Here is a 23,441-nt window from a genome sequence, read left to right on the forward strand (position 1 = left end):
CGACCCCGCTCTAGGTGGCTCCGGAGACAGATCTCTCCGTGCGCTGCCTATCTCGGTAAGGGGTAGCGACATAGGTCTCTATAAGAGCCGTGATCTCTTCCAGCTCTTCTTCGAGCGAGGCGGCCGCTAACTGCGTTTCGCTATAGTCGGCGCTGGTCTCCAGCTGTTCCGCAAGGGTGCGTAGCCTGTCGAATCCCAAATTCGCGGCCGCACCCTTTAGAGAATGTGCGGACAGCCAGACTTGCTTCTGAAAGTCGGTGTCGTTCTGCAAGGCCGTCTTGATGTCTTCGAGACAGAGGCTGATAGAAGTCGGCAGTTGAGACAGCAGATCGACGACTGTCTGATGTCCGAGAGAGAGTTCCAGAGACTCGATTGTCTCACGATTCCAACGCTCCGACTTCGCCACTTTCAAAACGCTCAGGTTCGTCGGAGAAGCAGAGTCGCCCGGTGATGCAGGTGGTGTGGAGGGTTGCGGGATACTGGCAGTATCCGAGTCGGGGAAGCTAGCGACAACGGCGACTAATTCCCCCCAGTCGACCGGTTTCGTCAGAACGCCATCCAACCCTGCTGCATGATAGCGTCTCTTGTTCACCTGTGTCGCATCGGCCGTCAACGCGAAGATCGGAGTCTCGGCGACTGTCCCTGAAAGTGCGCGGATCCGGCGCGTCGCCTCGGGGCCGTCGATCACCGGCATCTGCATGTCCATCAGAATGATGTCGACGCCTTCAGCCGCCTTGCTCACGGCCTGCGCACCATCGGGGACGGCGATAACCTCCGCGCCGAGGGCCGTCAGCATACGGTCGATAACCATCCGGCTCGCTTCGACATCCTCCGCAAGCAGTATCCTTTTGCCGGCGAAGGGCTTGGCGGACACCAGTTCGGAAAGGCTCGGTTCGGGTCGGCCTGTGTCTTCTCCTGCGCGCTGCCTGTCTACGGCAGTGAAGGGGAGTAGGAGAGTCATGGAAGTGCCAACCTGCTCGACGCTGCTGAGCGTCAGATCACCGCCCATCGCGCGCGCCAGCCTGCGGCTAATCGGTAGCCCGAGACCTGTACCGCCAAACTCGTGATCGATCCGAGCATCCGCCTGCTCGAACGCCTCGAAAACCGCCTCTTGCCGATCCACTGGAATGCCGATTCCCGTATCACGCACAACGATCCGCATCGTCTGGGCTTTGGCTTGGGTGGAGACCCTGTCCTGGGAAAGCCTGTCGGTGGGAACGATATCCGCCGTCAGTTCAACCTCTCCCTCTCGCGTAAACTTCAGGGCATTTCCGATCAGGTTGTTGAGGATCTGCTTCAGCCGGTGACCGTCGACCTGGATGTACTCGGGAACCTCGGGCGCGATTCGGAGGCTGAGGGTCACGGCGTCTGAGGGATTGGCCTTTCTGTAGAGAATTTGAAGATCGTTCAGCAGTTCCTGTACGTTGAGTTGGTGTTCCGTAAAGACCATGCGACCGGCTTCGATCTTGGACAGGTCCAGGAGGTCGTTGAGCAGCTTGACGAGGTTGCTTGCAGAGCGGCGCGTTACCTCCAGCATCTCATGATGTTCGGACTTCAGGCGCTCCATGGACAGGAGCTCCAAAGAGCCGACAATGGCGGACATCGGTGTGCGCAGCTCATGGCTGATCTGCGCCAGAAACTGCGACTTTGCGTCGTTCGCCTGATCTGCCGCGATACGGGCGACCCTAAGCTGTTCCTCGGTTTTTCGCCTGCGATCCTCGCTGAGCAACAGCCAGCCGACAATGTAGCAGCCGGCCGTATGGGTGACCATGATCGGGATCGCCAGGGCGTTGACGATGCTTTTCGTCATCTCCAGACCCAGCAAGCTGACGCCCAGTAAGATGGGGAGGATGCAGAGCAATCCGGCCAGCGCCAGATGATGTACGCCGAAGCGGGGATTGGTCCGCCGCAGATGCCATAGCCCGATGGACATGCAGACAAATCCGCTCGCCGCGACCAGCGCCGGCACGGTTCCTGCACCGCCGATGGCGATCCGGACACCGCCGATGGAGGCACCGGCAAAGATCGCCGCCAAGGGGCCGCCAAAGACTCCCGACAACAACAGCGGGATCGCGCGAACGTCGAAGATGATGCCAGGGGCGAACTCGACCGGAAGGTACATGGCAACCGCACCGGCCACGCCGAAGATCAGGCCCACAACAAGAGACCGCGTCAGGCGAGGCTTTGAGTCGAAGGGGCCCGCCGTCTTTTCGAGATGAGGCATCAACACTGCGTAGGCGACCGCCAGCGCAGCCATTAAACCCAGGTTTGTTACCAGTGGAACCAGCAGGGCGAGGTCGAGCATCGATCCCTTCGCAGAATCATCTCTCGCGTAGGATGAAACCTAGAGTTCGCAAGGTTACCATATTCTTACCTTGTTTCCGTAATCTGGAAAATGTAAGTTGACTTTACAGCTGTACGACAGGAGGCGTCTTAATGAATAAGACTGTATTTGTCGTAGACGATATGAAGGTTGACCGAGAGCTGGTTTCTGAAAACCTCATAAAAAGCGGATTTTCAGTTGTCAAATTCTCGAACGGTGAAGAAGCCGTTCGCGCTTTCGAAGTTTCGAAGCCAGTCGCTGTGGTGGCGGACGTTTTTATGCCCGAATTGAACGGGCTTGAGATGATTCGATTACTGCGCCGTGCGGGATACGACGGACTTATCATCGCGATGTCGAGCGGTGGAACCTTCAACGGCTTCGACGCGATCAAATATGCTGTTGTCTTAGGTGCGGATTTGGGTCTGCGCAAGCCAATAAAAGCGGGGAAAATTGGCCCTCTTGTCTCTGTAGAGGTCGAGAGAGTTTGGTCAAAAAATAGCAACGACAACAAAAAATCAAAACAAGACACCTATGGTGCCAATCAGGCGATTTAGAGATCTCGGTTTTATGTGAAAGTGCCGAGGTGGAAAGCTCTATTCTATGGCGAACGAGCCCTGCGCCATTTTTTGACAAGCAGAGCGCAAGAGACAAGAAGAATATCCCGTTATAGACGCAGTGTTCGGCGTTTCTGCCGTTTCCCCGCATTGCGATCTGGGGGCCGCCCGACAACAGGTGATCCTCTGCCCATCATAAGTTTTTAGAGCGCGTCTTCCAAAGCCTTCACGCCCGGCAGCATCTTGCCTTCAAGCCACTCCAGGAAGGCCCCACCGGCGGTGGAAACGTAGGAGAAGCGCTCTACGGCTTGCGCATTTGCAAGGGCCGCCACGGTATCGCCGCCGCCGGCCACCGTCAGCAATCGACCCTGCTCGCTGTAGTCCGCAACGGCTTTCGCGACCGCGTTGGTGCCGCTGTCGAAGGGCGGGAATTCGAAGGCACCCAGCGGGCCGTTCCACACCAGGGTTTTGCAGTCGGCAAGGCGCTTGACGATGTGGTCCGCCGTCGCCGGGCCGACATCCAAGATCATCTGGTCGGCTGGAACGTTCTTGATCGAAACGGTATCGTAAGGGGCATTTGCCGCCAGCTTCTTGGCCACCAAGGCGTCGGTCGGCAGCAGAATATCGCAGTCCTGGGCCTTGGCGGTCCTGACGATATCGCCGACCGTAGCGGACATCTCTGCCTCGCAAAGTGAGGCGCCGACATCGACCCCCAGGGCATGGAGAAAGGTGTTCGCCATGCCGCCGCCAACGATCAGCAGCTGAACTTTTCCCACCAAGTTGCCGAGCAAATCGAGTTTGGTCGAGACCTTGGCGCCGCCGACGATGGCCGCAACCGGGCGTTCGGGATTCTCCAGCGTCCTGCCGAGAGCGTCCAGTTCCTGTTGCATCAGCCGACCCGCGGCGGCCGGTAGGCGACGGGCCAGACCCTCGACCGATGCGTGGGCGCGGTGCGCTGCGGAAAAGGCATCGTCGATGTAAACGTCGCCAAGCCTGGCGAGGCTATCGGCGAAGGCGGGATCGTTGGCTTCTTCTCCAGCGTGGAAGCGGAGGTTTTCCAGCAGCAGAACATTACCCGATGCGAGCTGCTCGACCGCGGTTTCGGCGGCTGGCCCGATGCAGTCCTCGGCGAAGGCGACGGGGCGGTCGAGTACCTCGCCTGCGGCTCCAGCAACCGGCCGGAGCGACATCGCCGTGTTGGGTTCGCCCTTCGGCCGTCCGAAGTGGGCGAGCAGAACCACCTTGGCGCCGCGTTCGATCAGATCGTCGATCGTCGGCTTGGAGCGTGCGATCCGGGTGGTGTCGGTTACCCGGCCGTCCCGCAGCGGCACGTTGTAGTCGACGCGAACCAAAGCGGTCTTTCCGGAAACCTGCAGGTCGTCGATCGTCTTGAAGCTCGGCATGCCGTCCGCCTGTGACTGGGATGAACGCGATGGGATGAACGCGATGGGATGAACGCGATGGGATGAACGCGACTGGTCGGGGCGCTCGTCTCGCGCCGGCGGCAGTGATACTCGATCTCCCAAGGGTGCGCCAAGGCGTCGCGGGAGACAAATCGCATGACAACGCCGTTCCGAATCGCCTCACCCCGATTGTCGTGTCGCTTGAGCCGGGTAGCCCAGACCGAGTCTGGCGCTAAAGTTCAAGCGTGACGCTCTGTGGCAGGTGGTCGCTTGGCCACTTCTCGCGTTCGCCTGTCAGATCGTCGCGGACCTGAGCGTTGAAGATGTCGTGCTCGATCAGACCGCTCGAGGCTCGCGCACCCTGGTTCCAGTAGAGGCTGGCCGACAGCAGGATGTGGTCGAGCAGGATCTTGCGGTTCGTCACCTCTTCGATGAAGTCGTCGAAAATCGCCGTCCAGTTCAGCTCCTTCGGCATCTCGTCGACGAAGCCGTGCCGCAGCATGCGGGGCGGGATGTAGGGTGAACCGGCCAAGGTGTTGGCCAGACCGTGCGTCAGGTAGCGCTTCTCGAAGTAGTCGAAGCCGGGGCCGTCGTTGAAGTCCCCGACCAAGGCGATGGCGGCCTGTTCGTCTTGCGTGAAGCTGAGATCCAGGTACTCGCGCACCCGCATGGCTTCGGCCGAGATGCGCCGCCGCGCTTGAAGGGCTTCGCGGACATACTCGTCTCGGCGCAGAGGGTCGCGCCACAGACGCTCACCCTGGTGGACGTACTTCGACTTGGCATGCAGGTTGATCAGCCGCAGCATGCGTCCTGAGGAGGTTTCGATCCTCAACACCAACGGCGGACGGGTGAAACCGTAGCTGTCGAGCGTCAGATCGTGGTCGATATCGACCTCCCAATCGGCCTCGAAGTCGAAGCCTAACTCCTCCGTGATCCGAAAGACGTCGGCGATCGCAGGGCTGCCGCGCTTGATCAAGGTATAGAGCTTCTGCTGGCCTCGTCCGGCCGGTCCTTGGATCTCGTAGCGATCGCCGAGAAACTGGCTCACGAAGAGGGACATCTCGCTCTTGCGGCTGGGCCCTTCCTGAAGTGCCACCAGGTCTGCGTCGATCGCCTCGATGACCGCGGCCACGCGGGTGCAAAGCCCCTGCAGGTCGCTGACGCCTGCGACTTCCTCCGAACGCCGAAGCCGGGGCGCGCCCGCGTCGTCGGCGGTGAACCAACGGTTCATCCACTCGACGTTCCAATTGGCAATCTTCAGCAGGGTCATGGCTGCACCTCCCCAGGTTTCGGCAACGTGATGCCGAATGCTACTTCAGGGAGATAACGGCCGCGTGACGAAGGGATGGTCGGCCGCTGCGACAAACTCCAGACACGTGACCGAGGCGCAATGTCGTGAGGCGCCGTGTTACAGCGTCTTGAGAAGCAGGACCCAGTCCCCGGTCGGGCCGCCGGGCCAAGGCACCAGACGTCGCCGCGCGACTTCCCGGTAACCTTCACGCAGATAGAGCGAGAAGGCGCCGCGATTGCTGGAGTCGACGATCAGGCTCATGAGCCCCGCACCGGTTTTCGCTGCTTTGTCCTCGGCCAGGGCCAGCAGCCGCCTGCCGAGCCCTCGGCCTTGGAAGGCCGGCAAGACCGCCAAGACGTTGACGTACCAGGAGCCCGCCAATCCGGCCGCCTCCGCCGCCGCTTCCGCTTCCGCCTCCAATTCGATCAGGGGCAGAATGGGCGGTGGCAAGTCGGCTAGGTCTTGAGTCTCGTAGGGGACGCTCTGACGGTAGCCGACCAGCATACCCACAACCTGGCGCGGGGTGTCCGAGTCCGACGCGGCTTCGATCACCGTGGCATGGCGGTAGGAAAAGCCGCCGGTATCGCGTCTCGCCTGCGCGATACCGGCTTCCCTTGCGGTCTGCCCGGGCTCGGCCAAGCCCTCCCAGAGATGCAGCGGTAGACCTTCGCCTGCCAGGTTTGCCAACTCGACGAGCAGAGGGGCATCGTCCGGTCGGGCCGAACGTGAAACCGCCGCCGGTTCTTTGCCGCTTGCTTTCGTTCCCATTCTTCTGGCCTCAGCAACGTCGGGGCCGGCAGGTCTTCGCTGTGCCGGCCTATGGTGCAGAGATAAACGACGCCGCCGACAGCAACTGTGAGGAACTTCACGGTACGCTCAGTTGCCGGACTGCTTCGCTGGCCACCGCGACTCTGTCTCAGCCGCCGTAGCGCAGCAGCCCGGTTCCATGCCGACGAAGCCAACTCCTGGTCCAACCTGGCTCTTCGCTAAGCGCGTCGCAAACGCGCCAAAAGGCCGGCGAGTGGTCGAGATGCGCGAGATGCGCCACCTCATGGGCGACGACGTAGTCAAGTACAGGAAGCGGGGCGAAGATCAGACGCCAGGAAAAGCTGAGATCGCCCCTGTAGGAACAACTGCCCCAGCGGCTGCGCGTGTCGCGCAAGGTGATACGTCCGAGAGGCCGCAAGTTCGGCGCGGGCGTTTTCCCCGACGATGTCGACTGTGCGGCGAGTTTCGCGGACTTGGCGCGGGCGCGGGCGGCAATCTCCCGGCGGGCGATGCTTTTCAGATGGTCGGTCACGCGGCGCTGCAGGTGCTCCTCCGCACCGCCGACCCAAAGGATGCCCTTCTCTGTCCACGGCGGCCGGCGGCTCCAGGGAGCGTGCTTGACCAGATGTTCCTCGCCCAGGATCGGCAGCAGGGTTCCGTCGGCGATGGGCACCGGCGCCGGCAGGCGCTTCAAGCGGGCAGCGATCCAGCCCCGGCTTCGCTCGACGAAGGCGAGACCCTCGGACAGACTGACCTGCGCGGGCAGAGTCAGGGACACCCCGTCGCTGCCGTCCGGCGCGGCGCCCGGCGCCAAACGCAGAATGATGCGCCGTGCGCGGGCGTTGACCCGCACCGCCAGCGGGACCATCCGGCCGTCGATCTCGACGGCCCGTGGGGCAGAGGTTATCGCGCCCTTGCGCGTCGGCAGGCTATCAAGCTGCGTCATGATGACGAGAGTCTAGCAGCAGAACCCGGAGTCGTTTCGACGTTTCAGCCGCCATTGGCGAAGCTTCGCCAATCCTCCGACAGCGTCCTGACTGCGGTTTCGTAGAGCTGACGGCCCTTCTCGACGCTGGCCAGCGTCGGGTCGCTGCCCATACGGCCGTCCGGGAACCTGCGGCGGTAATCCGCAGCGTCGGTGAAGCCGCCGGTGGGCGCCACCTTGGGACTCATACCGGCCGCGCCTGCTTCCGCGCGCTTCGCCGCCTCTGGGTAGCCGTAGTACGTCAAGGATATCTCCGAAGCCGTGGCGTGCTGGCCGTCGCTGCTGCCGAATAACTGCTTGGCCAGGGCCTGAACGTCCCGATGGTCCCACCAGTTGCGCAGGCGACAGGTCAGCGCCGGCCGATTGGACGGGGCCGCGCCGAGGCTGGCTTGAGCGTAGACCTCCGAGAAAGCGGCCGAAACAGTCGCGATGTTTCCGCCGTGGCCGTTCAAGAAGTAGAAGCGGTCGAACCCGTGGCGGGACAGGGAGTTGATCCAGTCCTGCAGCACCGCGATCAGGGTTGAAGGCCGCAGCGTCATGGAGCCGGAAAATCCCAAGTGATGTTGCGCCATGCCGACGGAAACGGTCGGAGCGATCAGGGCGCCCGTCTGTTCGGCGATCCCGTCCGCCAGGATCTCCGGGCAAAGCGCGTCGGTCCCGACGAAGCCGGTCGGACCGTGTTGTTCGGTCGAGCCGATCGGGATCAGTATGGCGGTCGAGGTCTTGAGGTAGGCCTCGACCTCGGGCCAGGTGGAAAGCTGCAGTTTCATGGGGACTCCTCGAGGGGCAAGTCGTTCAGGCTAGCGCCGTCCCGATGCTTTTGCTATCCGCAGAACAAACGAAGAGAAGGGAATGCGCTATGGCCTACTGGCTGATGAAGAGCGAACCGGGCACTTGGTCGTGGGACGACCAGGTCGCCGCCGGCACCGACCACTGGGACGGTGTCCGCAACTATCAGGCCAGCAACAACCTCAAGGCCATGACGGTGGGCGACCGCGCCTTCTTCTATCACTCGGTCAACGAGAAGCGGATCGTCGGCATTGTCGAGGTGGCGCGCGAGTACTATCCCGATCCGACCGACGCCTCCGGTCGCTTCGGTATGGTCGACGTTACGGCGGTCAAACCGGTCGAGCGGCCAGTGACCCTCGCCGAGATCAAGGCAGAGCCCAAGCTGGCCGAGCTTCCGCTGCTCAAGCAGTCGCGCCTCTCCGTCATGCCGATTCCGGACGAAGCCTGGCGGCTGATCTGTTCGATGGCGGAGACCGATCCCGACTGAACGGCTTCGGCGGAGGGCAAGCTCTAGCGCTTTGGCCAAGCCCAAGGCAGATGCTCGACCCCTTCGATCACTGTTTCTCCCAAGTCCTTTCTGAGTGCATAGCTGATGCAGCGGTCTTGCCGCCTAAGGGCGTTGACGAGGCGCTCGGCATGGGAAACGACGACGATCTGACTCCGTTGGGACACTTTGGCGATCAACCGGGCCAGCGGTTCCAGAAGATCTTCGTGCAGACTCGTCTCTGGTTCGTTCAAGACCATCAAAGGGGCAGGTCGCGGGGTGAGCAGAGCCACCATCAGCAGCAGATATCGCAGTGTGCCGTCCGAGAGCTCCGCAGCTCTCAAGGGGCGCAGCAGTCCCTGCTGATGCATGACCATCTCGAGAAGCCCATCCGTTGCGGTCACCTGCAGAGACGCGCCGGGGAAGGCATCGTCGATGGCGTGGTCCAGCGCCTGCGGATCGCCGATCTCGCGAATGGTCTGCAACGCCGCCGCCGCATCGGCGCCATGCGATGCTAGCACGGGCGTTCGCGTTCCGACCTGCGGGTAGCGGACGGGCGCCTCCCGATCCGTTCTGAAATGATCGTAGAAACGCCAGGAACGCATGCGTTCTCTCAGCGCGAGCAGCTCCGGCGCCCCGCGCGGATCCGAGGCGTGAGTCATCATGCTGTCGAAGTTCGCCAGGTTCGCGAGAACGTTGCGGTGGCGGCCCGCTTCGTCCATGACGGTGACACTCGGTCCCTTGCGCTGCGCTATCAGGTTGGAGCGCTTGAGATGTTCGCCAACCCAAAGAGCTTCTGCTTTGATCTCGGGATCGTAGTTGAACAGCGAACTGCCGGCGCGCACCGGCAGGCCCAAATCGATGGCGTAGCCATAGTCGTTATCGGCGAAGCCCAGTCTCAGGCTCACCCGTTCGCGCCTGACCGTTCCCTGGATCGCGACATCGCCTGTCTTCATCCCGCGCGAGAAGGCTTCCGGCCCCGCCCACAGCGTCGATGGCAGCCCGCCCTCCAGGGCCAGGGCGGCGATAGCTCGTCCCTGGGCGACATCGGCCAGAAGGCGCATTGCCTTATAGAGACTCGATTTTCCGCTGCCGTTGGGTCCAGTGATGACCGTCAGCTGTTCGAGGGGAACCACGAGGTTCCGTAGAGATCGGTAACCGGAAACCGCGAGTGTCAGGACCATAGGCGACGCGTTCGATCCCAGGCTAGATCCAAGCTCGATAGTCGTGCAGAGAACACCAAAACGCTGGAAACCGCTACAGTTGCCGCTTGACCCGATCTCGTCCGAAGCGCCATGTCCGATTCTCTGCCACCTCGTTCGCCTCCTTTGATTTCAACAGGGCTTCCGCTGCGCCTTTGCCGCCTCGTCGAGATCGAGGAGGGTGAGGGCAAGTCGCTGCTCCTGCACGACGAAACGGGGCCTCGCGAACTGGTCGTGTTGCGGGTCGGCGGGTCGGTCCATGGTTACCTGAACAGTTGCCCGCATCTCGGGGTGCCGCTGGAGATGGTGCCGGACCGCTTCATGAATGCGGCCGGAACCCACGTGATCTGTCGCACCCATGGGGCGCTGTTCGAACCTGCGACCGGCTACTGCATCTCGGGGCCCTGCGCCGGTCAGGCGCTGACGCCCATCTCTGTCGAGCCGGACGACGAGGGGTGGCTGGTCTTGACAGCGCCCCTTCCGGCTGCCGGCTAGTTGATCGGCACACCTACGGTCTGCGACCTGCTGTTGTTAAGCAGTGTACTTTTCTGGAATAGTTCTGGCTGAAGCGAGGTCTATTTCCAGTTGGGGCCGGCACGACCAACGACCGCGCCCCTGAAATGAGCAGAGCAGAGGGAGCGCGACCGCAGATGAGCAGTACCTACCCCGTGCCGGACGAGGTTGCCCAGTCGGCCTGGATCGACGCCGCCGGCTACCAGAAAATGTACGAACAATCTGTCGCCGACCCGGAAGGCTTCTGGGGAGAGCACGGCAAGCGCATCCACTGGTTCAAGCCCTATCAGGCGGTCAAAGACGTCGCCTACGGTCCCGGCGAGGTGAAGATCCGCTGGTTCCACGACGGCACAACCAACGTCGCCTACAACTGCATCGACCGCCATCTGGAAACCAAGAAGAACGACACGGCGATCATCTGGGAGGGCGACAGTCCCAGCGAGCACAAGCACATCACCTACGGCGAACTCTACGAAGAGGTCTGCCGCCTGGCCAACGTCCTGAAGGCCAACGGCGTGCAGAAGGGCGACCGGGTGACGCTCTATCTGCCGATGATCCCCGAAGCGGCCTACGCCATGCTGGCCTGTGCGCGGATCGGCGCGATCCATTCCGTGGTCTTCGGCGGATTCTCGCCGGACGCCCTGGCCGGCCGTATCCAGGACTGCGGTTCGACCTTCGTCATTACGGCCGATGAGGGACTGCGCGGCGGCCGCAAGGTGCCCTTGAAAGCTAATACCGACAAGGCGCTGGAGTCCTGCCCCGACGTGAAGACCGTGTTGGTGGTGCGTCGCACCGGCGGCTCGATCACCTGGGCGGACGGCCGCGACCGCTGGTATCACGAGGAGTTGGGCAAGGTTTCCGACGACTGCCCGGCCGAGGAGATGGCGGCCGAGGACCCGCTCTTCATCCTCTACACCTCGGGTTCGACGGGCCAGCCGAAAGGCGTGCTGCACACCGGTGGCGGCTATCTGGTCTATGCCTCGATGACGCATCAATACGTCTTCGATTATCACGACGGCGAGGTCTACTGGTGCACAGCCGACGTCGGCTGGGTCACCGGGCACAGCTACATCGTCTATGGACCCCTCGCCAACGGCGCTACGACGCTGATGTTCGAAGGCGTTCCCAACTATCCCGATGCCTCCCGCATGTGGGAGATCTGCGACAAGCACAAGGTCAATATCTTCTACACTGCGCCGACAGCCATCCGCGCCTTGATGCGCGAGGGCGAACAGCCGGTGAAGAAAACCAAGCGGACTTCTCTGCGTTTGTTGGGATCGGTCGGGGAACCGATCAACCCGGAGGCCTGGCTCTGGTACCACAACGTGGTCGGCGAAGGACGTTGCCCAATCGTCGACACCTGGTGGCAGACCGAGACCGGCGGCATCCTGATCACGCCGCTGCCGGGCGCGACCCCCCTTAAGCCCGGCTCGGCGACGCGTCCCTTCTTCGGGGTCCAGCCGGTGATCGTCGACGCCGAAGGCCGGCATATGGAAGGGGCTACCGAAGGCAATCTCTGCATCGCCGACTCCTGGCCCGGACAGATGCGCACCGTCTACGGCGATCACGAGCGTTTCGTGCAGACCTATTTCTCCACCTATCCCGGCAAGTACTTTACCGGTGACGGCTGTCGCCGCGACGAGGACGGCTACTACTGGATCACCGGGCGGGTCGACGACGTGATCAACGTGTCGGGCCACCGCATGGGCACGGCCGAAGTGGAGTCCGCCCTGGTGGCTCATTCCAAGGTCGCGGAAGCCGCAGTGGTCGGCTACCCCCACGACCTGAAGGGGCAGGGCATCTACGCCTATGTCACGCTTGTTGCCGGCGAAGAGCCGGAGGAAGCGCTGCGCAAGGAACTGGTCCAGTGGGTAAGACGCGAGATCGGTCCGATCGCCAGTCCGGATCTGATCCAGTGGGCGCCCGGTCTTCCGAAGACCCGCTCGGGTAAGATCATGCGGCGCATCCTGCGCAAGATTGCGGAAAACGACTACTCCAACCTTGGAGATACCTCGACGCTCGCCGATCCGGGCGTGGTCGATGATCTCGTCGCGAACCGTATGAACCGCGTTTAAAACAGGATCGCCTGAGGTGGAATCGCTGCGGTGATCCCACCTCAGGCATGACCCCTGTTCGCACCCTGGAGTGGAGCGCGAAGGTGTCGGCAAGCTTCGGTCAGCCAAGGCCTGCCGCCCAACGCTTTCTCTGCAACTGTCCGGGAAGTCCCCAAAGCTCGGGGGCTTCGGGCTTTGAGGGCAGCTGTCACAACCTTGTCGCCCTGCCGCGCCCGGTCGCTTTTGGAAATTGTCTCCTATGGCAGAGTCGGCCGGCGACTCTCTCCCGTTAAAGCCTTGAAAATCCGGCGTTTACCTGGTTACCCGTCCTTCGTTCGATCAAGGCCGACCGGCCGCAGCTCCGGTTGAGCGGTCATACGGTTGCGCCAGAGATGTCCCGGCGACGTTCCATCCCCTGTGCCATTTGAAATAGCGATACGGTTCATCGCCGTAGCGAGTGAGCACAGGCAGTCGGAGGTTCGTCGCCATGACGCGATCGAGACGGGGATATCGCCAGCTCTGGCGGAACGTGGGGTTGGGCGGTCTAGTCTTTTTCGCGAGCGCCACACCGGCGCTGGCCTACATCGGTCCTGGCGGAGGACTTTCCGCCCTCGGCGCTATTCTTGCGCTCTTCGCGGCTGCCGGATTGGCGCTGGTCGGTTTTGTCTGGTTTCCGATCAAAAGGATGCGGGCGGCTCGCCAGAAGGCTCGGCAAGGCAGCGCGAACACCGCCGAAAGTCGAGGGCGTAGCGGCTGACGGCGGTGCCGCTCTTCGATGAGAGCGAAGTTCCAATGACAGTCGCCTTTCTCCTGATCGGGATATTGGCGTTTGCGCTCGTTCTGCGTTGGCTCGGACTCGGCGCTATCGTCGCACACAGCGGACAGCGTTTGCGCAGCGTGACCGGTTTGCTCCAATCGGCGGAGGTCGACGACGCCGAGAAGGAAGCGGCGGCACGAGCAGCCGCCGTCTCCTTGATGGGCACTTTTCTTGGGATCTTGTGGCGATCCGCTCTCGCGCTCGCGGCGGCGCTCCTCTGCGTCTGGTTCGGCTCTCAACTTGGCCTCTACGATCTTGGCGAGGCCGCGTCTCTCGCGGTCGATCCCCTGTTCTTGATGTCGGCCCTTGTCGTTTCCGTCCTTGCCCTGGTGATACGACGATGACGTCCACCGAGAACACCACTGCCAGCTACAGCGGCATGGATCGTTTGCTGCATCGCCTGGCCTTCGCGGGGTTTCCCCTACAGCTCGCTCTGGCGGACATGGAGGATCGTCTCTTTGCCGCCGATCTCGCCGAGAGCAGGCCGGAGCGACCGGTTTTCATCGCCGGCTTGCCGCGTGCCGGGACGACTCACCTGCTGAACATTCTTGCGGCTTCGGAACAGCTGGCGACGAACAGCTATCGGGATATGCCCTTCGTGCTGGCGCCGCTGATCTGGGATCGCTTCTCGCGCGCCTTTCGCAAGACGGCAGCGCTACGTGAACGGCCGCATGGTGACGGTATGGCGGTCGGTTACGACAGCCCCGAAGCCTTCGAAGAGACAGTCTGGCTCACCTTCTGGCGAGAGAAGTATAGCGAAGACTCGATCTCTCTTTGGACGGATGAAGATCGGGATCCCGAATTCGAAACCTTCTTCGCACGCCACATGGCCAAGGTCGTCGCCCTACGCTCGCGGGAGGGCGGCATCCAAACCCAAGCCAATCGCCGTTATCTCTCGAAGAACAACAGTAATATCGCGCGCCTCCGGCTTCTGCCCGAGATCTTCCCCGACTGTCGCATTCTCGTTCCCTTCCGGGATCCTCTGTCCCACGCCCAGTCCCTCCACCGTCAACATAGTCGGTTTCAAAAGATCCACGCGGACGATCCTTTCGCGCGACGCTACATGGCGTCCCTGGGGCACTTCGAATTCGGCGCCGATCTCAAGCCGATCTCCTTCGACAAACTGCCCGGCGACAAACTGCCCGGCTCGCCGGATCGGCCGATCTTCTGGCTGAGCTATTGGATCGCCGTGCATGAAGCCTTCGCGGCACTTGATCGGGAGTCTCTTGTCTTTATCGACTATGCCGACCTTTGCGGAAGACCTCTACGTTCGCTGGAAAGCTTGGCCGAGACGATTGATATCGACTGTACCGAGGCGATGCGGGCGGAGGCCACGCGGGTCCATGCGCCGGGTACCTACGACCTTCCTGACGATCCCGATTTCGAGACCCTGCTTCCTACGGCGCAGGCACTCTATGGAAATCTCAAATGCAAGGCCCGTACCTTGCTACCAATTCAATAAGGGCGTTGAACGATGGCCGAGCGCCTCTCGTTTCTGATCTTTATTCTTTCGCTGACAGTCATCGCTTTCTTCGGCGGCTTCTTCGTCGCCTTCCGACAGCTTCCTCCGACCAGTTTCGTGGCTCAGCTTTACGAGGATTCGCTCGATCTCTTCCGCAATTGGCGCCACGATCTCGGGATCGAACCGACACTGCTTCTGGTGGAAGCCCCGGTGCCCGGTGCGGAGCCGACAAGCAGTCTCGATCCTGAGCGGATGATGCCGGGCCTGCGCCTCATCTCCGAACTGACGCCGGGACGGGAGGCTCTTGCGGGTCTGCGCCTGATCGATCCCGACGGTGCGGAACTGCACTACTGGCCGGTCGACTACGCTCTGCTGGCGCCGGAGGGCGAAAGCCCGAACCGCGTTTTTCTGCACGGTGTGGTTCCGCTGGAGGACGGGTCGATCGTCGTGAACTTCGACAATGGAGGGGTGTTGGCCCGGCTGGACAGCTGCGGCAGTCCGCTGTGGGTGCTCGACGGCAACTTCCACCATGTCGTAAGTCGCTCGGACCGCAACACGCTTTGGACCTGGCAGGCCATCCCCGAGTCGGATGCCGTCGACCGCAGAAGCGACCGCGAGTACATGGTGGAGGTGGAGACGGAGACGGGTCTGCCGATCCGCCGTATCTCGCTGGAAGACGATGTGATCTTGCCGCATGGCCTGGAGGGCCGCTTCGCGATACGCGGAGAGGAGCGCGCCAACAGCGTCGATTTCGGTTTCGATCCCTTCCACCCCAACGATGTCGAGGAGCTCTCGGAGGAGTTGGCGGCCGCTTTCCCCCTCTTCGCGCCTGGAGACCTTCTCATCAGCCTGAGGTCGCTGAACAAGGTCGCTGTGGTCGATCCGGAAAGCGGAGCGGTCAAGTGGTCGAGGATCGGTCCCTGGCACCGTCAGCACGATCCCGATTTTCTGCCGGATGGGACCATTTCCGTCTACGACAATGCCATGGGAACCGGACGCTCGGCGATCCTGCGGGTCGATCCGGAGACGGACGAGGTCTGGACCACTTTCCAGGGTGACCCGCCGGAGAGTTTCTACTCCTATCGGCGCGGCAGGCATCAGGTTCTCGACAACGGAAACACCCTGATCGTGGAAAGCGAAGCCGGTCGCGTGCTCGAGACGGCGCCTGACGGGGAAGTGGTTTGGATCTACAACAACATATTCGACGAGACCCGCAACGGTCTCATCAACGAAGCCTTTGTTCTCAATTACAGCTTCTTCGAGGAGAGCTTGCCGAACTGTCTGCGCGAAACGCCGACGGAGCCCGAGACGATGGAGTGATCACTGCTCCTCGCGGGCTGCCTTTTCGGCCAGGCCGCTGGTCCCGATGCGCGCCTCCAGCTTGGACCAGACTTCCGCCGGATCCAGTCCGCTGGCCGTCCAGAGCACCAGGAGGTGATAGAGCAGATCCGCGCTCTCGGAGGCCAGGGCGGCGCGGTCGCCACGGACGGCCTCGATCGCCGTCTCCACAGCTTCCTCGCCGACCTTCTGCGCGATCTTGGGAACGCCTCTGGCCAGCAGCTTGGCCGTGTAGGACTCGCTCGGGTTTGCGTCTTTGCGCGCGGCGATGGTCGCGAGCAGACGCTCCAGAACGGCGGCGTCACTCATGACTTTGCCGCCTGCGGGCCGGGAACATCCTGCGTTTCCCCTGAGAGCTCGGGGGGCCGGACCGGCAGGCCGGCCTCTGCCAGGGCTTCCTTGGCCTCGGCAATCGAGATCTCCCCGAAGTGAAAAATGCTGGCCGCCAGAACCGCCGTCGCATGGCCGTCGCGCAGCCCCTCGACCAGATCGGCAGTCGTCCCGGCGCCGCCCGAGGCGATAACGGGCACCGGTACGGCATCGGCCACGGCCCGCGTCAGCTCCACATCGAAACCCGACTTGGTTCCGTCCCGATCCATCGAGGTCAGGAGAATCTCGCCCGCGCCGGCTTCGACCATCCGTCTTGCCCAGGCAACGGCATCCAGGCCACGCGGTCGGCGGCCTCCGTGCGTGAAGACTTCAAAGCCGCTCGGGATGGCTGCACGCTTGTCTTCGTCGTCATTCGAATCGGCGCGCTTGGCGTCGATGGCCACCACGATGCATTGGCTACCGAACTTCTCGGCGGCCTGCCGCACGAAATCGGGGGTCTCGACCGCTGCCGTGTTGATCGACACCTTGTCGGCGCCGGCCAACAGAAGCTCGCGAATATCCTCCAAGCGGCGCACGCCGCCGCCGACCGTGAGCGGCATGAAGCACTGCTCGGCGGTCGCCCGCACCACATCCAGGATGATGCCGCGTTTCTCGTGGCTGGCGGTGATGTCCAGAAAACAAAGCTCGTCGGCGCCGGCCGCGTCGTAGACCTTGGCCTGTTCGACCGGGTCGCCAGCGTCGCGCAGGTCGACGAAGTTCACGCCCTTGACCACGCGCCCATCCTTGACGTCCAGACAGGGGATGATGCGCAGCTTCATCATGGACTGATGCCGTCCTCGGGCGAGCCGGCGAGCAGATCCAGCGCCTCGGCCGGGTCGATCCGGCCGTCGTAGAGGGCTCGGCCGCAGACGACGCCGGATACACCGAGGTCCTCAAGCGGCATGAGAGCGGCCAGGTCGTCGATCGAGGCAACGCCGCCCGAGGCGATCACAGGTATGCTGACGGCCTCCGCCAGCGCCGAGGTCGCCTCCAGATTGACCCCCTCCAGCGCGCCGTCGCGATCCACGTCGGTGTAGAGCAGGGCGGTGACCCCGGCATCCTCGAAGGAACGGCCGAGATCGACGGCCGTCGTCTCGCTGACTTCCGACCAGCCCTCGACCGCGACGCGGCCGCCCCGCGCGTCGACCGCGACCACGATGCGCCCCGGGAAGCGTTTTGCCGCCGCTCGCACGAGGGTCGGGTCCTTGACGGCGACCGTTCCCAGGATCACGCGCGTGACCCCCAGGTCCAGCCAGTTTTCGATCGTCGCCATATCGCGGATGCCGCCGCCGAGTTGGATCGGCAGCCGGGTCGCCCAGAGGATATTCTGCACCGCATCGGCGTTGATCGGACGCCCTTCGAAGGCACCGTTCAGGTCGACGATGTGCAGCCACTCGAAGCCGGCGGCCGCAAATGCCTCGGCCTGAGCCGCCGGATCTTCGTTGAAGACCGTCGCCGCCTCCATCTCGCCGCGCAGCAGCCGCACAGCCTTGCCGTCCTTCAGGTCGATGGCGGGAAACAGGATCATGGCGTTACCGAATTCGGATTGAGGTCGCGGAAGTAGTAGAATCCGGTCATCCACTTTCCGTCGACCCAGGCATAGCGGGGATTACTGCCCCAGCGCCGGAAGCCGAGCTGCTCGTAGACATGGATCGCGCGTTCCTGGGTTTCGCGGACGTCCAACTGCAGAACTTCCAACCCCGCGTCGCGGGCACTTTGGGCGATTCGTTCGATCAGGTCGACCGCCAGGCCGTAGCCGCGCGACCAAGGGGCGAGGAAGAAGGTACTGAGTGTTCCGACGGTGGCCCCAGCCTCGTTGTTGCGGGTCGGACGCACCAGCTGGGCCGAACCCCCGATGGTCCCGTCCAGGCGCGCGACGAAAAGATCGCGTTCGGGAACCACCAGAATGCCTTTCCAGTAGGCCTCCATCATCTGACGCGGCGGCGGCGTCAGCCAGCCGAAGCCGCCGCCGTCGACGATCGCCGCCTCCGCGGCGTCGCAGAGGTCGTGCAGGTCGGTTCCTTGAAGCTCGGTCAGGCGCTCGACCTTGCGCGGGACGCTATGATCTTCGGGCATCGGGGATCAGGGGCTCCAGGCAAGGAAGTTGGCGAGCAGGCGCAGGCCGGTGGCCTGGCTCTTCTCGGGATGAAACTGGGTGCCGATCAGCGTGTCCCGGCCGACCGCCGCCGTGACCGCGCCGCCATAGTCCACCGTCGCCAGAATCTGCGACGGATCGGTCGCTTGCAGATGATAGCTGTGAACGAAGTAGGCATGCGCCCCGGCCGGCAGTCCTGCCAAGACGGGATGCGCCTGCTCGAGCACCAAGTCGTTCCAGCCCATCTGCGGAATCTTCAGGCTGTCGTCGTCCGGCGTCAGAGTGACGACCTCGCCGGGAACCCAGTCGAACCCCTCGTGGCAGCCATGCTCCAGGCCGCGGCTGGCGAAGAGCTGCATGCCGACGCAGATCCCCAGAAAGGGACGCGCGCGGGGGCCTGCGGCCTCCTGCAGCACAGCCGCCATGCCCGGAATGGCCAGCAGGCCGGACCGACAGTCGCCGAAGGCGCCGACACCCGGCAGGACGATCCGGTCGGCGGCCGCCACCTCCTCCGGCTCGCCGGTGACCTTGATCGGTCGGTTCAGCCCGGCTTCGCGCGCCGCCCGTTCAAGGGCCTTGGCGGCGGAGCGCAGGTTCCCCGATCCGTAATCGACGATGGCGACAGTCATGACGAGTCCGAAACCAAATCCGGCGGAAGGCCGACGAGAGCGACGATGTTGAGCCGGGCCTTACAGAAGGCCCTTGGTCGAGGGCACCTGATCGGCCTTACGCGGATCGACCTCAAGCGCGGTGCGTAGAGCCCGCGCAAGCCCCTTGTAGCAGGACTCCACGATATGGTGGTTGTTGAGGCCGTAAAGGGTCTCGACGTGCAGAGTGACGCCTGCGTGCTGTGCGAAGGCCTGGAACCACTCGCGGAACAACTCGGTATCCATCTCGCCGAGCTTGTCGCGCGTGAAATCCACCTTCCAGATCAGGTAGGGCCGATTGGACAGATCGAGCGCGACGCGCGTCAGGGTCTCGTCCATCGGGATCAGCGCATCGCCGTAGCGAACGATGCCCTTGCGGTCGGCCAGGGCTTCGGCAACCGCCTGACCCAGGGCAATGCCGCTGTCCTCCGTCGTGTGGTGACCGTCGATATGCAGGTCGCCCTCGACCGTCAGTTCGATGTCGATCAGGCTGTGGCGCGAAAGCTGCTCGATCATGTGGTCGAGAAATCCGAGACCGGTCGAAACCTTGTAGTTCCCGCTGCCGTCCAGATTGACGGCGGCCGAGATCTTGGTCTCGCTGGTCGAACGGTCCACCTGGGCGCGGCGCATGGAAATCCTCTCGGTCTTGAAGGCCGGGTTTGTAACAAGCCGGCTCGTCCTTTTCCAGGGCCGACGGCGCAACATCCCTCGCTGCTGCCGAAACGACGAAGGCCCCCCGGTTTCCCGGAGGGCCTTCTCGGTCGCTACGAACCGACGGTCGGCGTTTAGCCGACGATCTTCAGGTCCTCGGCTGCGGACTTGCCGTTGCGGCCCTGCTGCAGCTCATAGGAAACCTTCTGCCCCTCGTTGAGGGTCGAAAGGCCGGCGCGCTCCACCGCGGAGATGTGCACGAAGGCGTCTGCGCCACCGTTGTCCGGTTCGATGAAACCGAAACCCTTGGTCGGGTTGAACCACTTGACCGTACCGGTCGCCATTGTCTGTATCCTCTCGTCGTATCTTTCTCGTCCGGGATCGCCGACCTGCGAGCCCCGGTTGCAGTCGCGTCTGATCGTAAGTCGGGCGACGGCGGAACGAGCGCAACTGTCGGTAAGAATGTGCGACTCGTGCCGCGACTTTGCAAGCCACCTCTATCAGCCGCCACGTCACGTCATAGAGTCGAGTCGGCAGAAAGCCCTCAAACGAGAAGGCCTCCCGGCGAACCGGGAGGCCTTCGTTCGCTTAACCGATCTCGGTCGTCGAGATTAGTCGACGAGCTTGAGATCCTCGGCTGCGGACTTGCCGTTGCGGCCCTGCTGCAGCTCGTAGGAAACCTTCTGACCTTCGTTCAAGGTCGACAGGCCCGCACGCTCGACGGCCGAGATGTGCACGAAGGCATCCGCGCCGCCGCTGTCGGGCTGAATGAAACCGAAACCCTTGGTCGGGTTGAACCACTTGACCGTACCGGTCGCCATTAGTCTGTATCCTCGTCATCGAATCTGAACGTCCAGGGGATCCGAACGTCCAGGGTATCCAAAGTTCCAAGGCGGCGGTCTTGCCTGCCCCGGTCGCAGTCGCAGTCTGGTCGTAAAGTCGTGCGACGGCCTTTGGAACGGACGAAGCTTGGCGACAACGAAACGATAGCAACTGACGCTATCAATGTGCGCTTACCTTGCCCGCGTTGCAAGGGAGCTCTCGGCTCGGCCCGTATCGCCCGCCGTCCCGGTTCGAAGGCAGGTCTACCTTCGCGGTTACCGCCCTTCGTCCGCAAGATCTTCCGCGAACCAGGCTCTGACGGCTTTCAGCGCCTGAGCGCGCCGCATGCCGGAAGTCAGGCGCGAGTCGTAGAGGGCGCGGATGACCGCGCTGTCGGTCTCGGTCAGCGTCGAGATCTCGGTCGAACCGGAGAAGATCGAAGGCTGTCCGGGCAAGTCGTTGTATACGCCAAGGGCGCGCACGAGCTGTTCGACGATGCAGGCCTGTTTCCTCTCCGCCGACAGATCGTTGCGGATGTGCACCCACGCTTTCACGATCAGTGGCACCTCGGTTCTGTATTGACCGATGTATTGGGTATAGAGGCGCGCATCCGGGTGCACGACGGAGTGTATCGAGGTTCGGCAGGCCGGTTCGGATTTAGCGGGATCGTTAGGCTCTTCGCCCGGCTGTAACTGACGGGGTTCGTCGAAACGGATCCCTATGTTCGCTAAGCGCGGATTTGAGACTTCGACGAAGGTTCGTCGCGTCAAGCGCGAAAGCAGCCGTGTGACGCTGCGGATCTGTTCCGCCTCCTCGCTGTCGCTCGGAGCGTCACTTGCGAAGGTCAGTTCCTTTTCCTCCCAACGCACCAGATGATCCAGGTGCCAACCATCCTTGGCGGAGAAGATCAGCCGGTCGAAGATCGCAACGAACTGGTCCGCCGTTAGGTCGCCATAGGTCGATGGCATCCCGCGAAAGGCGGCTTCCTGAGGGCGATCTGGGGCTTGTCCGAAGAATCCCTTCTGGAAGGCAAGGCCGATAAGGCCGACGAAAACGAACGGGAGAAGGGCCCAGGCGGCCCGGCTGGGGTGCGCGGTAATCCAGCTCAAGACTCCAGGCGGTTTTCGAACGGTCCTAGGCACTCTTGCGTCTTCTCCGACAAAGCTTTGCAGCTACCGATCGAGGCCGCAGACCAGCCCGATCACCGCCCCGGCACCACGCGGCGATAGGACAGCGCTTCGGCGATGTGCGGGCGCTGGACCGAGTCTTCGCCGTCCAGGTCGGCCAGCGTGCGGGCGACGCGCAGCACCCGGTGATAACCGCGCGCGGAAAGGCGCAGGCGTTCGGCGGCTTGGCTCAGCAGCTCCCGGCCTGGGCCGTCGGGGGCCGCGACGCTTTCCAGAAGTTGGCCGTCCGCCTCGGCGTTGTGGCGCGGGGCTTTCTCGACGGCTCCGGCTTTGGCGGCTTCGGTGTAGCGCTCCGTCTGCCGCGCGCGGGCGGCGGCCACCCTGGCCGCGACCGACTCGCTGCCTTCGGCGGGCGGCGGCAGCGTCAGGTCGGCGGCCGACAGGGCAGGGACCTCCACCGTCAGATCGACGCGGTCGAACAGGGGGCCGGAGATCTTCGACTGGTAGTCCTGGGCGCAGCGCGGAGCGCGGCTGCAGGCCTGTGCGGGATCGTCCAGGTGGCCGCAGCGGCAGGGGTTCATGGCCGCGACGAGTTGAAAGCGCGCCGGATAGCTGACGTGCGCATTGGCGCGGGCGATCGCGACCTGCCCGGTCTCCAGGGGCTGGCGCAGGGATTCCAGGACGTTGCGGTTGAACTCCGGCAGTTCGTCGAGGAAGAGCACACCCAGGTGTGCCAGCGAGATCTCTCCCGGTCTGGCCCGCAGACCGCCGCCGACCAGCGCCGGCAGGGAGGCGGAGTGATGCGGGTCGCGGAAGGGTCGGCGGCGCAGCAGGCGACCCTCCTCCAGCGAGCCGGCGACCGAGTGGATCATCGAAACCTCCAGCGCCTCCGCCGGGGCCAGGGGCGGCAGGAGGCCCGCCAGTCGGGCGGCCAGCATGGACTTTCCGGCGCCCGGCGGGCCGATCATCAGAAGGTTGTGGCCGCCGGCCGCTGCGATCTCCAGGGCGCGTTTGGCGGTCTCTTGCCCCTTGATGTCCATCAGGTCCGGCCCGCCCGTGCCGAGCGGCTGGGCGGCCGGCTCCGGCGGACGCAGCACCTGCGTGCCCTTGAAGTGATTGACGAGGCCCAGCAGCGTCTCGGGCGCCAGGATGTCGATCCCCTCTGCCCAGGCCGCTTCGCCACCCTGGCTGGCAGGGCAGATCAAGCCCTTCTCCAGAGCCGAGGCGTGGATGGCTGCCGGCAGCACACCGGCCGCCTTGGCGATGCGACCGTCCAGCGCCAGCTCGCCCAGGGCCACGTAGTCGGCGATCTCGCCGGCCGGCAGCACCTCCATGGCCGCCAGAAGGCCGAGTGCGATCGGCAGGTCGAAGTGGCTGCCCTCCTTCAATAGGTCGGCGGGCGCGAGATTGACGACGAGACGCTTGGCCGGCAGGCCGAGGCCGATGGCATGCAGCGCCGACTTCACCCGTTCGCGGCTCTCCGCCACGGCCTTGTCCGGCAGCCCGACGACGGAAAAGGAGGGAAGTCCGGGGCTGATCTGCACCTGGACGTCGACTTCCACCACCTCGACGCCCAGAAAGGCGACGGTACTGACCCGCGCAACCACTCCGACCGACGCCCTATGCTTGTGTTCGACTGTTCATCGGCTATCAGGAATAGGCGAAGCGAGCACTCAGGTCACGCGGGAAAGGCTTCTGCGGGAGTAAGCGCTTTGGGGTGCAAGTGCTTGGGGGCGGCTCGGGAGCC

The 23,441-nt window shown here is 63.4% G+C and carries 25 protein-coding genes; 8 read left to right on the forward strand and 17 right to left on the reverse strand.

What is annotated here, in order from left to right:
* Nucleotides 1-10 precede the first annotated feature (10 nt).
* The gene (locus ACO054_RS18260; RefSeq protein ID WP_421708012.1) at nucleotides 11-2,305 is read right to left on the reverse strand and encodes an ATP-binding protein; all 2,295 of its coding nucleotides are present in this window, start codon (nucleotides 2,303-2,305) and stop codon (nucleotides 11-13) included.
* 131 nt (nucleotides 2,306-2,436) lie between these two features.
* On the opposite strand from ACO054_RS18260, the gene ACO054_RS18265 reads away from it, so the two are divergent.
* Nucleotides 2,437-2,877, forward strand: coding sequence for a response regulator transcription factor (locus ACO054_RS18265; protein WP_421708013.1), 441 nt, complete (start codon nucleotides 2,437-2,439; stop codon nucleotides 2,875-2,877).
* 203 nt (nucleotides 2,878-3,080) lie between these two features.
* On the opposite strand, the gene ACO054_RS18270 is transcribed toward ACO054_RS18265, so the two are convergent.
* The 5 genes from ACO054_RS18270 to ACO054_RS18290 form a co-directional block, all read right to left on the reverse strand.
* Nucleotides 3,081-4,280 (reverse strand): phosphoglycerate kinase, encoded by a 1,200-nt coding sequence (locus ACO054_RS18270; RefSeq protein WP_421708014.1) that lies wholly within the window; start codon nucleotides 4,278-4,280, stop codon nucleotides 3,081-3,083.
* A gap of 232 nt (nucleotides 4,281-4,512) precedes the next feature.
* Nucleotides 4,513-5,550 (reverse strand): endonuclease/exonuclease/phosphatase family protein, encoded by a 1,038-nt coding sequence (locus tag ACO054_RS18275; protein ID WP_421708015.1) that lies wholly within the window; start codon nucleotides 5,548-5,550, stop codon nucleotides 4,513-4,515.
* 138 nt (nucleotides 5,551-5,688) lie between these two features.
* A complete protein-coding gene (locus ACO054_RS18280) occupies nucleotides 5,689-6,339 on the reverse strand; it encodes a GNAT family N-acetyltransferase (protein WP_421708016.1) in 651 nt (216 codons plus the stop codon).
* Nucleotides 6,340-6,487: 148 nt separating this feature from the next.
* A complete protein-coding gene (locus ACO054_RS18285) occupies nucleotides 6,488-7,285 on the reverse strand; it encodes a M48 family metallopeptidase (RefSeq protein WP_421708017.1) in 798 nt (265 codons plus the stop codon).
* Between the two features lie 44 nt (nucleotides 7,286-7,329).
* Entirely contained in the window at nucleotides 7,330-8,094 is a 765-nt protein-coding gene (locus tag ACO054_RS18290; protein ID WP_421708018.1) for a creatininase family protein, read from the reverse strand.
* An 89-nt stretch (nucleotides 8,095-8,183) separates the two neighbouring features.
* Here ACO054_RS18290 and ACO054_RS18295 point away from each other — a divergent pair, with 89 nt between their 5' ends.
* Nucleotides 8,184-8,600, forward strand: a complete 417-nt coding sequence (locus ACO054_RS18295; RefSeq protein ID WP_421708019.1) for an EVE domain-containing protein — start codon at nucleotides 8,184-8,186, stop codon at nucleotides 8,598-8,600.
* A gap of 23 nt (nucleotides 8,601-8,623) precedes the next feature.
* On the opposite strand, the gene ACO054_RS18300 is transcribed toward ACO054_RS18295, so the two are convergent.
* Entirely contained in the window at nucleotides 8,624-9,781 is a 1,158-nt protein-coding gene (locus tag ACO054_RS18300) for an AAA family ATPase (RefSeq protein WP_421708020.1), read from the reverse strand.
* A 111-nt stretch (nucleotides 9,782-9,892) separates the two neighbouring features.
* On the opposite strand from ACO054_RS18300, the gene ACO054_RS18305 reads away from it, so the two are divergent.
* The 6 genes from ACO054_RS18305 (at nucleotide 9,893) to ACO054_RS18330 (ending at nucleotide 15,965) form a co-directional block, all read left to right on the forward strand.
* The gene (locus tag ACO054_RS18305; RefSeq protein WP_421708021.1) at nucleotides 9,893-10,294 is read left to right on the forward strand and encodes a Rieske (2Fe-2S) protein; all 402 of its coding nucleotides are present in this window, start codon (nucleotides 9,893-9,895) and stop codon (nucleotides 10,292-10,294) included.
* A 155-nt stretch (nucleotides 10,295-10,449) separates the two neighbouring features.
* Nucleotides 10,450-12,387 carry an acetate--CoA ligase gene (acs, locus tag ACO054_RS18310; protein WP_421708022.1) on the forward strand — a complete coding sequence of 646 codons (1,938 nt, stop codon included), beginning with the start codon at nucleotides 10,450-10,452 and terminating at the stop codon, nucleotides 12,385-12,387.
* Nucleotides 12,388-12,853: 466 nt separating this feature from the next.
* On the forward strand, nucleotides 12,854-13,123 hold the full coding sequence (locus ACO054_RS18315; RefSeq protein ID WP_421708023.1) for a hypothetical protein: 270 nt from the start codon (nucleotides 12,854-12,856) through the stop codon (nucleotides 13,121-13,123).
* Between the two features lie 35 nt (nucleotides 13,124-13,158).
* Nucleotides 13,159-13,527 carry a hypothetical protein gene (locus tag ACO054_RS18320; protein ID WP_421708024.1) on the forward strand — a complete coding sequence of 123 codons (369 nt, stop codon included), beginning with the start codon at nucleotides 13,159-13,161 and terminating at the stop codon, nucleotides 13,525-13,527.
* Nucleotides 13,524-14,645 (forward strand): sulfotransferase, encoded by a 1,122-nt coding sequence (locus ACO054_RS18325; protein ID WP_421708025.1) that lies wholly within the window; start codon nucleotides 13,524-13,526, stop codon nucleotides 14,643-14,645. The genes ACO054_RS18320 and ACO054_RS18325 overlap by 4 nt, the downstream gene beginning before the upstream one ends.
* A gap of 12 nt (nucleotides 14,646-14,657) precedes the next feature.
* Nucleotides 14,658-15,965: an arylsulfotransferase family protein gene (locus ACO054_RS18330; RefSeq protein WP_421708026.1), complete on the forward strand. Its 1,308-nt coding sequence runs from the start codon at nucleotides 14,658-14,660 to the stop codon at nucleotides 15,963-15,965.
* On the opposite strand, the gene ACO054_RS18335 is transcribed toward ACO054_RS18330, so the two are convergent.
* The 10 genes from ACO054_RS18335 to ACO054_RS18380 form a co-directional block, all read right to left on the reverse strand.
* Nucleotides 15,966-16,292, reverse strand: a complete 327-nt coding sequence (locus ACO054_RS18335) for a phosphoribosyl-ATP diphosphatase (RefSeq protein ID WP_421708027.1) — start codon at nucleotides 16,290-16,292, stop codon at nucleotides 15,966-15,968.
* Entirely contained in the window at nucleotides 16,289-17,134 is an 846-nt protein-coding gene (gene hisF, locus ACO054_RS18340) for an imidazole glycerol phosphate synthase subunit HisF (RefSeq protein WP_421708028.1), read from the reverse strand. The genes ACO054_RS18335 and hisF overlap by 4 nt, the downstream gene beginning before the upstream one ends.
* Nucleotides 17,131-17,880 (reverse strand): 1-(5-phosphoribosyl)-5-[(5-phosphoribosylamino)methylideneamino]imidazole-4-carboxamide isomerase, encoded by a 750-nt coding sequence (gene hisA, locus ACO054_RS18345; RefSeq protein WP_421708029.1) that lies wholly within the window; start codon nucleotides 17,878-17,880, stop codon nucleotides 17,131-17,133. The genes hisF and hisA overlap by 4 nt, the downstream gene beginning before the upstream one ends.
* Nucleotides 17,877-18,428 (reverse strand): GNAT family N-acetyltransferase, encoded by a 552-nt coding sequence (locus ACO054_RS18350; protein WP_421708030.1) that lies wholly within the window; start codon nucleotides 18,426-18,428, stop codon nucleotides 17,877-17,879. Before ACO054_RS18350 ends, hisA begins: the two co-directional genes overlap by 4 nt.
* 6 nt (nucleotides 18,429-18,434) lie before the next feature.
* Complete coding sequence (gene hisH, locus ACO054_RS18355) at nucleotides 18,435-19,076, reverse strand: imidazole glycerol phosphate synthase subunit HisH (RefSeq protein WP_421708031.1); 642 nt, start codon at nucleotides 19,074-19,076, stop codon at nucleotides 18,435-18,437.
* Nucleotides 19,077-19,136: 60 nt separating this feature from the next.
* The gene (gene hisB / locus ACO054_RS18360; RefSeq protein ID WP_421708032.1) at nucleotides 19,137-19,724 is read right to left on the reverse strand and encodes an imidazoleglycerol-phosphate dehydratase HisB; all 588 of its coding nucleotides are present in this window, start codon (nucleotides 19,722-19,724) and stop codon (nucleotides 19,137-19,139) included.
* Between the two features lie 155 nt (nucleotides 19,725-19,879).
* On the reverse strand, nucleotides 19,880-20,089 hold the full coding sequence (locus ACO054_RS18365; RefSeq protein WP_421708033.1) for a cold-shock protein: 210 nt from the start codon (nucleotides 20,087-20,089) through the stop codon (nucleotides 19,880-19,882).
* Nucleotides 20,090-20,356: 267 nt separating this feature from the next.
* Nucleotides 20,357-20,566 carry a cold-shock protein gene (locus ACO054_RS18370; RefSeq protein WP_421708034.1) on the reverse strand — a complete coding sequence of 70 codons (210 nt, stop codon included), beginning with the start codon at nucleotides 20,564-20,566 and terminating at the stop codon, nucleotides 20,357-20,359.
* A gap of 276 nt (nucleotides 20,567-20,842) precedes the next feature.
* The gene (locus tag ACO054_RS18375) at nucleotides 20,843-21,676 is read right to left on the reverse strand and encodes a DUF2927 domain-containing protein (RefSeq protein WP_421708035.1); all 834 of its coding nucleotides are present in this window, start codon (nucleotides 21,674-21,676) and stop codon (nucleotides 20,843-20,845) included.
* 92 nt (nucleotides 21,677-21,768) lie between these two features.
* On the reverse strand, nucleotides 21,769-23,301 hold the full coding sequence (locus ACO054_RS18380) for a YifB family Mg chelatase-like AAA ATPase (RefSeq protein ID WP_421708036.1): 1,533 nt from the start codon (nucleotides 23,299-23,301) through the stop codon (nucleotides 21,769-21,771).
* Between the last annotated feature and the right edge of the window lie 140 nt (nucleotides 23,302-23,441).

Source organism: Algihabitans sp. (assembly GCF_965226985.1).
In the GTDB taxonomy this organism is placed as follows: Bacteria; Pseudomonadota; Alphaproteobacteria; order Kiloniellales; family DSM-21159; genus Algihabitans.

Bases quoted from the DNA above. Each gene is read 5' to 3' on its own strand.
- ACO054_RS18265 (WP_421708013.1), top strand. From the start codon at position 2,437: ATGAATAAGACTGTATTTGTCGTAGACGATATGAAGGTTGACCGAGAG.
- ACO054_RS18325 (WP_421708025.1), top strand. From the start codon at position 13,524: ATGACGTCCACCGAGAACACCACTGCCAGCTACAGCGGCATGGATCGT.
- hisH (WP_421708031.1), bottom strand. From the start codon at position 19,076: ATGACTGTCGCCATCGTCGATTACGGATCGGGGAACCTGCGCTCCGCC.
- ACO054_RS18315 (WP_421708023.1), top strand. From the start codon at position 12,854: ATGACGCGATCGAGACGGGGATATCGCCAGCTCTGGCGGAACGTGGGG.
- ACO054_RS18285 (WP_421708017.1), bottom strand. From the start codon at position 7,285: ATGACGCAGCTTGATAGCCTGCCGACGCGCAAGGGCGCGATAACCTCT.
- ACO054_RS18300 (WP_421708020.1), bottom strand. From the start codon at position 9,781: ATGGTCCTGACACTCGCGGTTTCCGGTTACCGATCTCTACGGAACCTC.
- ACO054_RS18320 (WP_421708024.1), top strand. From the start codon at position 13,159: ATGACAGTCGCCTTTCTCCTGATCGGGATATTGGCGTTTGCGCTCGTT.
- ACO054_RS18270 (WP_421708014.1), bottom strand. From the start codon at position 4,280: ATGCCGAGCTTCAAGACGATCGACGACCTGCAGGTTTCCGGAAAGACC.
- ACO054_RS18330 (WP_421708026.1), top strand. From the start codon at position 14,658: ATGGCCGAGCGCCTCTCGTTTCTGATCTTTATTCTTTCGCTGACAGTC.
- acs (WP_421708022.1), top strand. From the start codon at position 10,450: ATGAGCAGTACCTACCCCGTGCCGGACGAGGTTGCCCAGTCGGCCTGG.
- ACO054_RS18260 (WP_421708012.1), bottom strand. From the start codon at position 2,305: ATGCTCGACCTCGCCCTGCTGGTTCCACTGGTAACAAACCTGGGTTTA.
- ACO054_RS18350 (WP_421708030.1), bottom strand. From the start codon at position 18,428: ATGCCCGAAGATCATAGCGTCCCGCGCAAGGTCGAGCGCCTGACCGAG.
- ACO054_RS18365 (WP_421708033.1), bottom strand. From the start codon at position 20,089: ATGGCGACCGGTACGGTCAAGTGGTTCAACCCGACCAAGGGTTTCGGT.
- ACO054_RS18275 (WP_421708015.1), bottom strand. From the start codon at position 5,550: ATGACCCTGCTGAAGATTGCCAATTGGAACGTCGAGTGGATGAACCGT.
- ACO054_RS18305 (WP_421708021.1), top strand. From the start codon at position 9,893: ATGTCCGATTCTCTGCCACCTCGTTCGCCTCCTTTGATTTCAACAGGG.
- hisF (WP_421708028.1), bottom strand. From the start codon at position 17,134: ATGATGAAGCTGCGCATCATCCCCTGTCTGGACGTCAAGGATGGGCGC.
- ACO054_RS18295 (WP_421708019.1), top strand. From the start codon at position 8,184: ATGGCCTACTGGCTGATGAAGAGCGAACCGGGCACTTGGTCGTGGGAC.
- ACO054_RS18335 (WP_421708027.1), bottom strand. From the start codon at position 16,292: ATGAGTGACGCCGCCGTTCTGGAGCGTCTGCTCGCGACCATCGCCGCG.
- ACO054_RS18280 (WP_421708016.1), bottom strand. From the start codon at position 6,339: ATGGGAACGAAAGCAAGCGGCAAAGAACCGGCGGCGGTTTCACGTTCG.
- ACO054_RS18290 (WP_421708018.1), bottom strand. From the start codon at position 8,094: ATGAAACTGCAGCTTTCCACCTGGCCCGAGGTCGAGGCCTACCTCAAG.
- ACO054_RS18370 (WP_421708034.1), bottom strand. From the start codon at position 20,566: ATGGCGACCGGTACGGTCAAGTGGTTCAACCCGACCAAGGGTTTCGGT.
- hisB (WP_421708032.1), bottom strand. From the start codon at position 19,724: ATGCGCCGCGCCCAGGTGGACCGTTCGACCAGCGAGACCAAGATCTCG.
- hisA (WP_421708029.1), bottom strand. From the start codon at position 17,880: ATGATCCTGTTTCCCGCCATCGACCTGAAGGACGGCAAGGCTGTGCGG.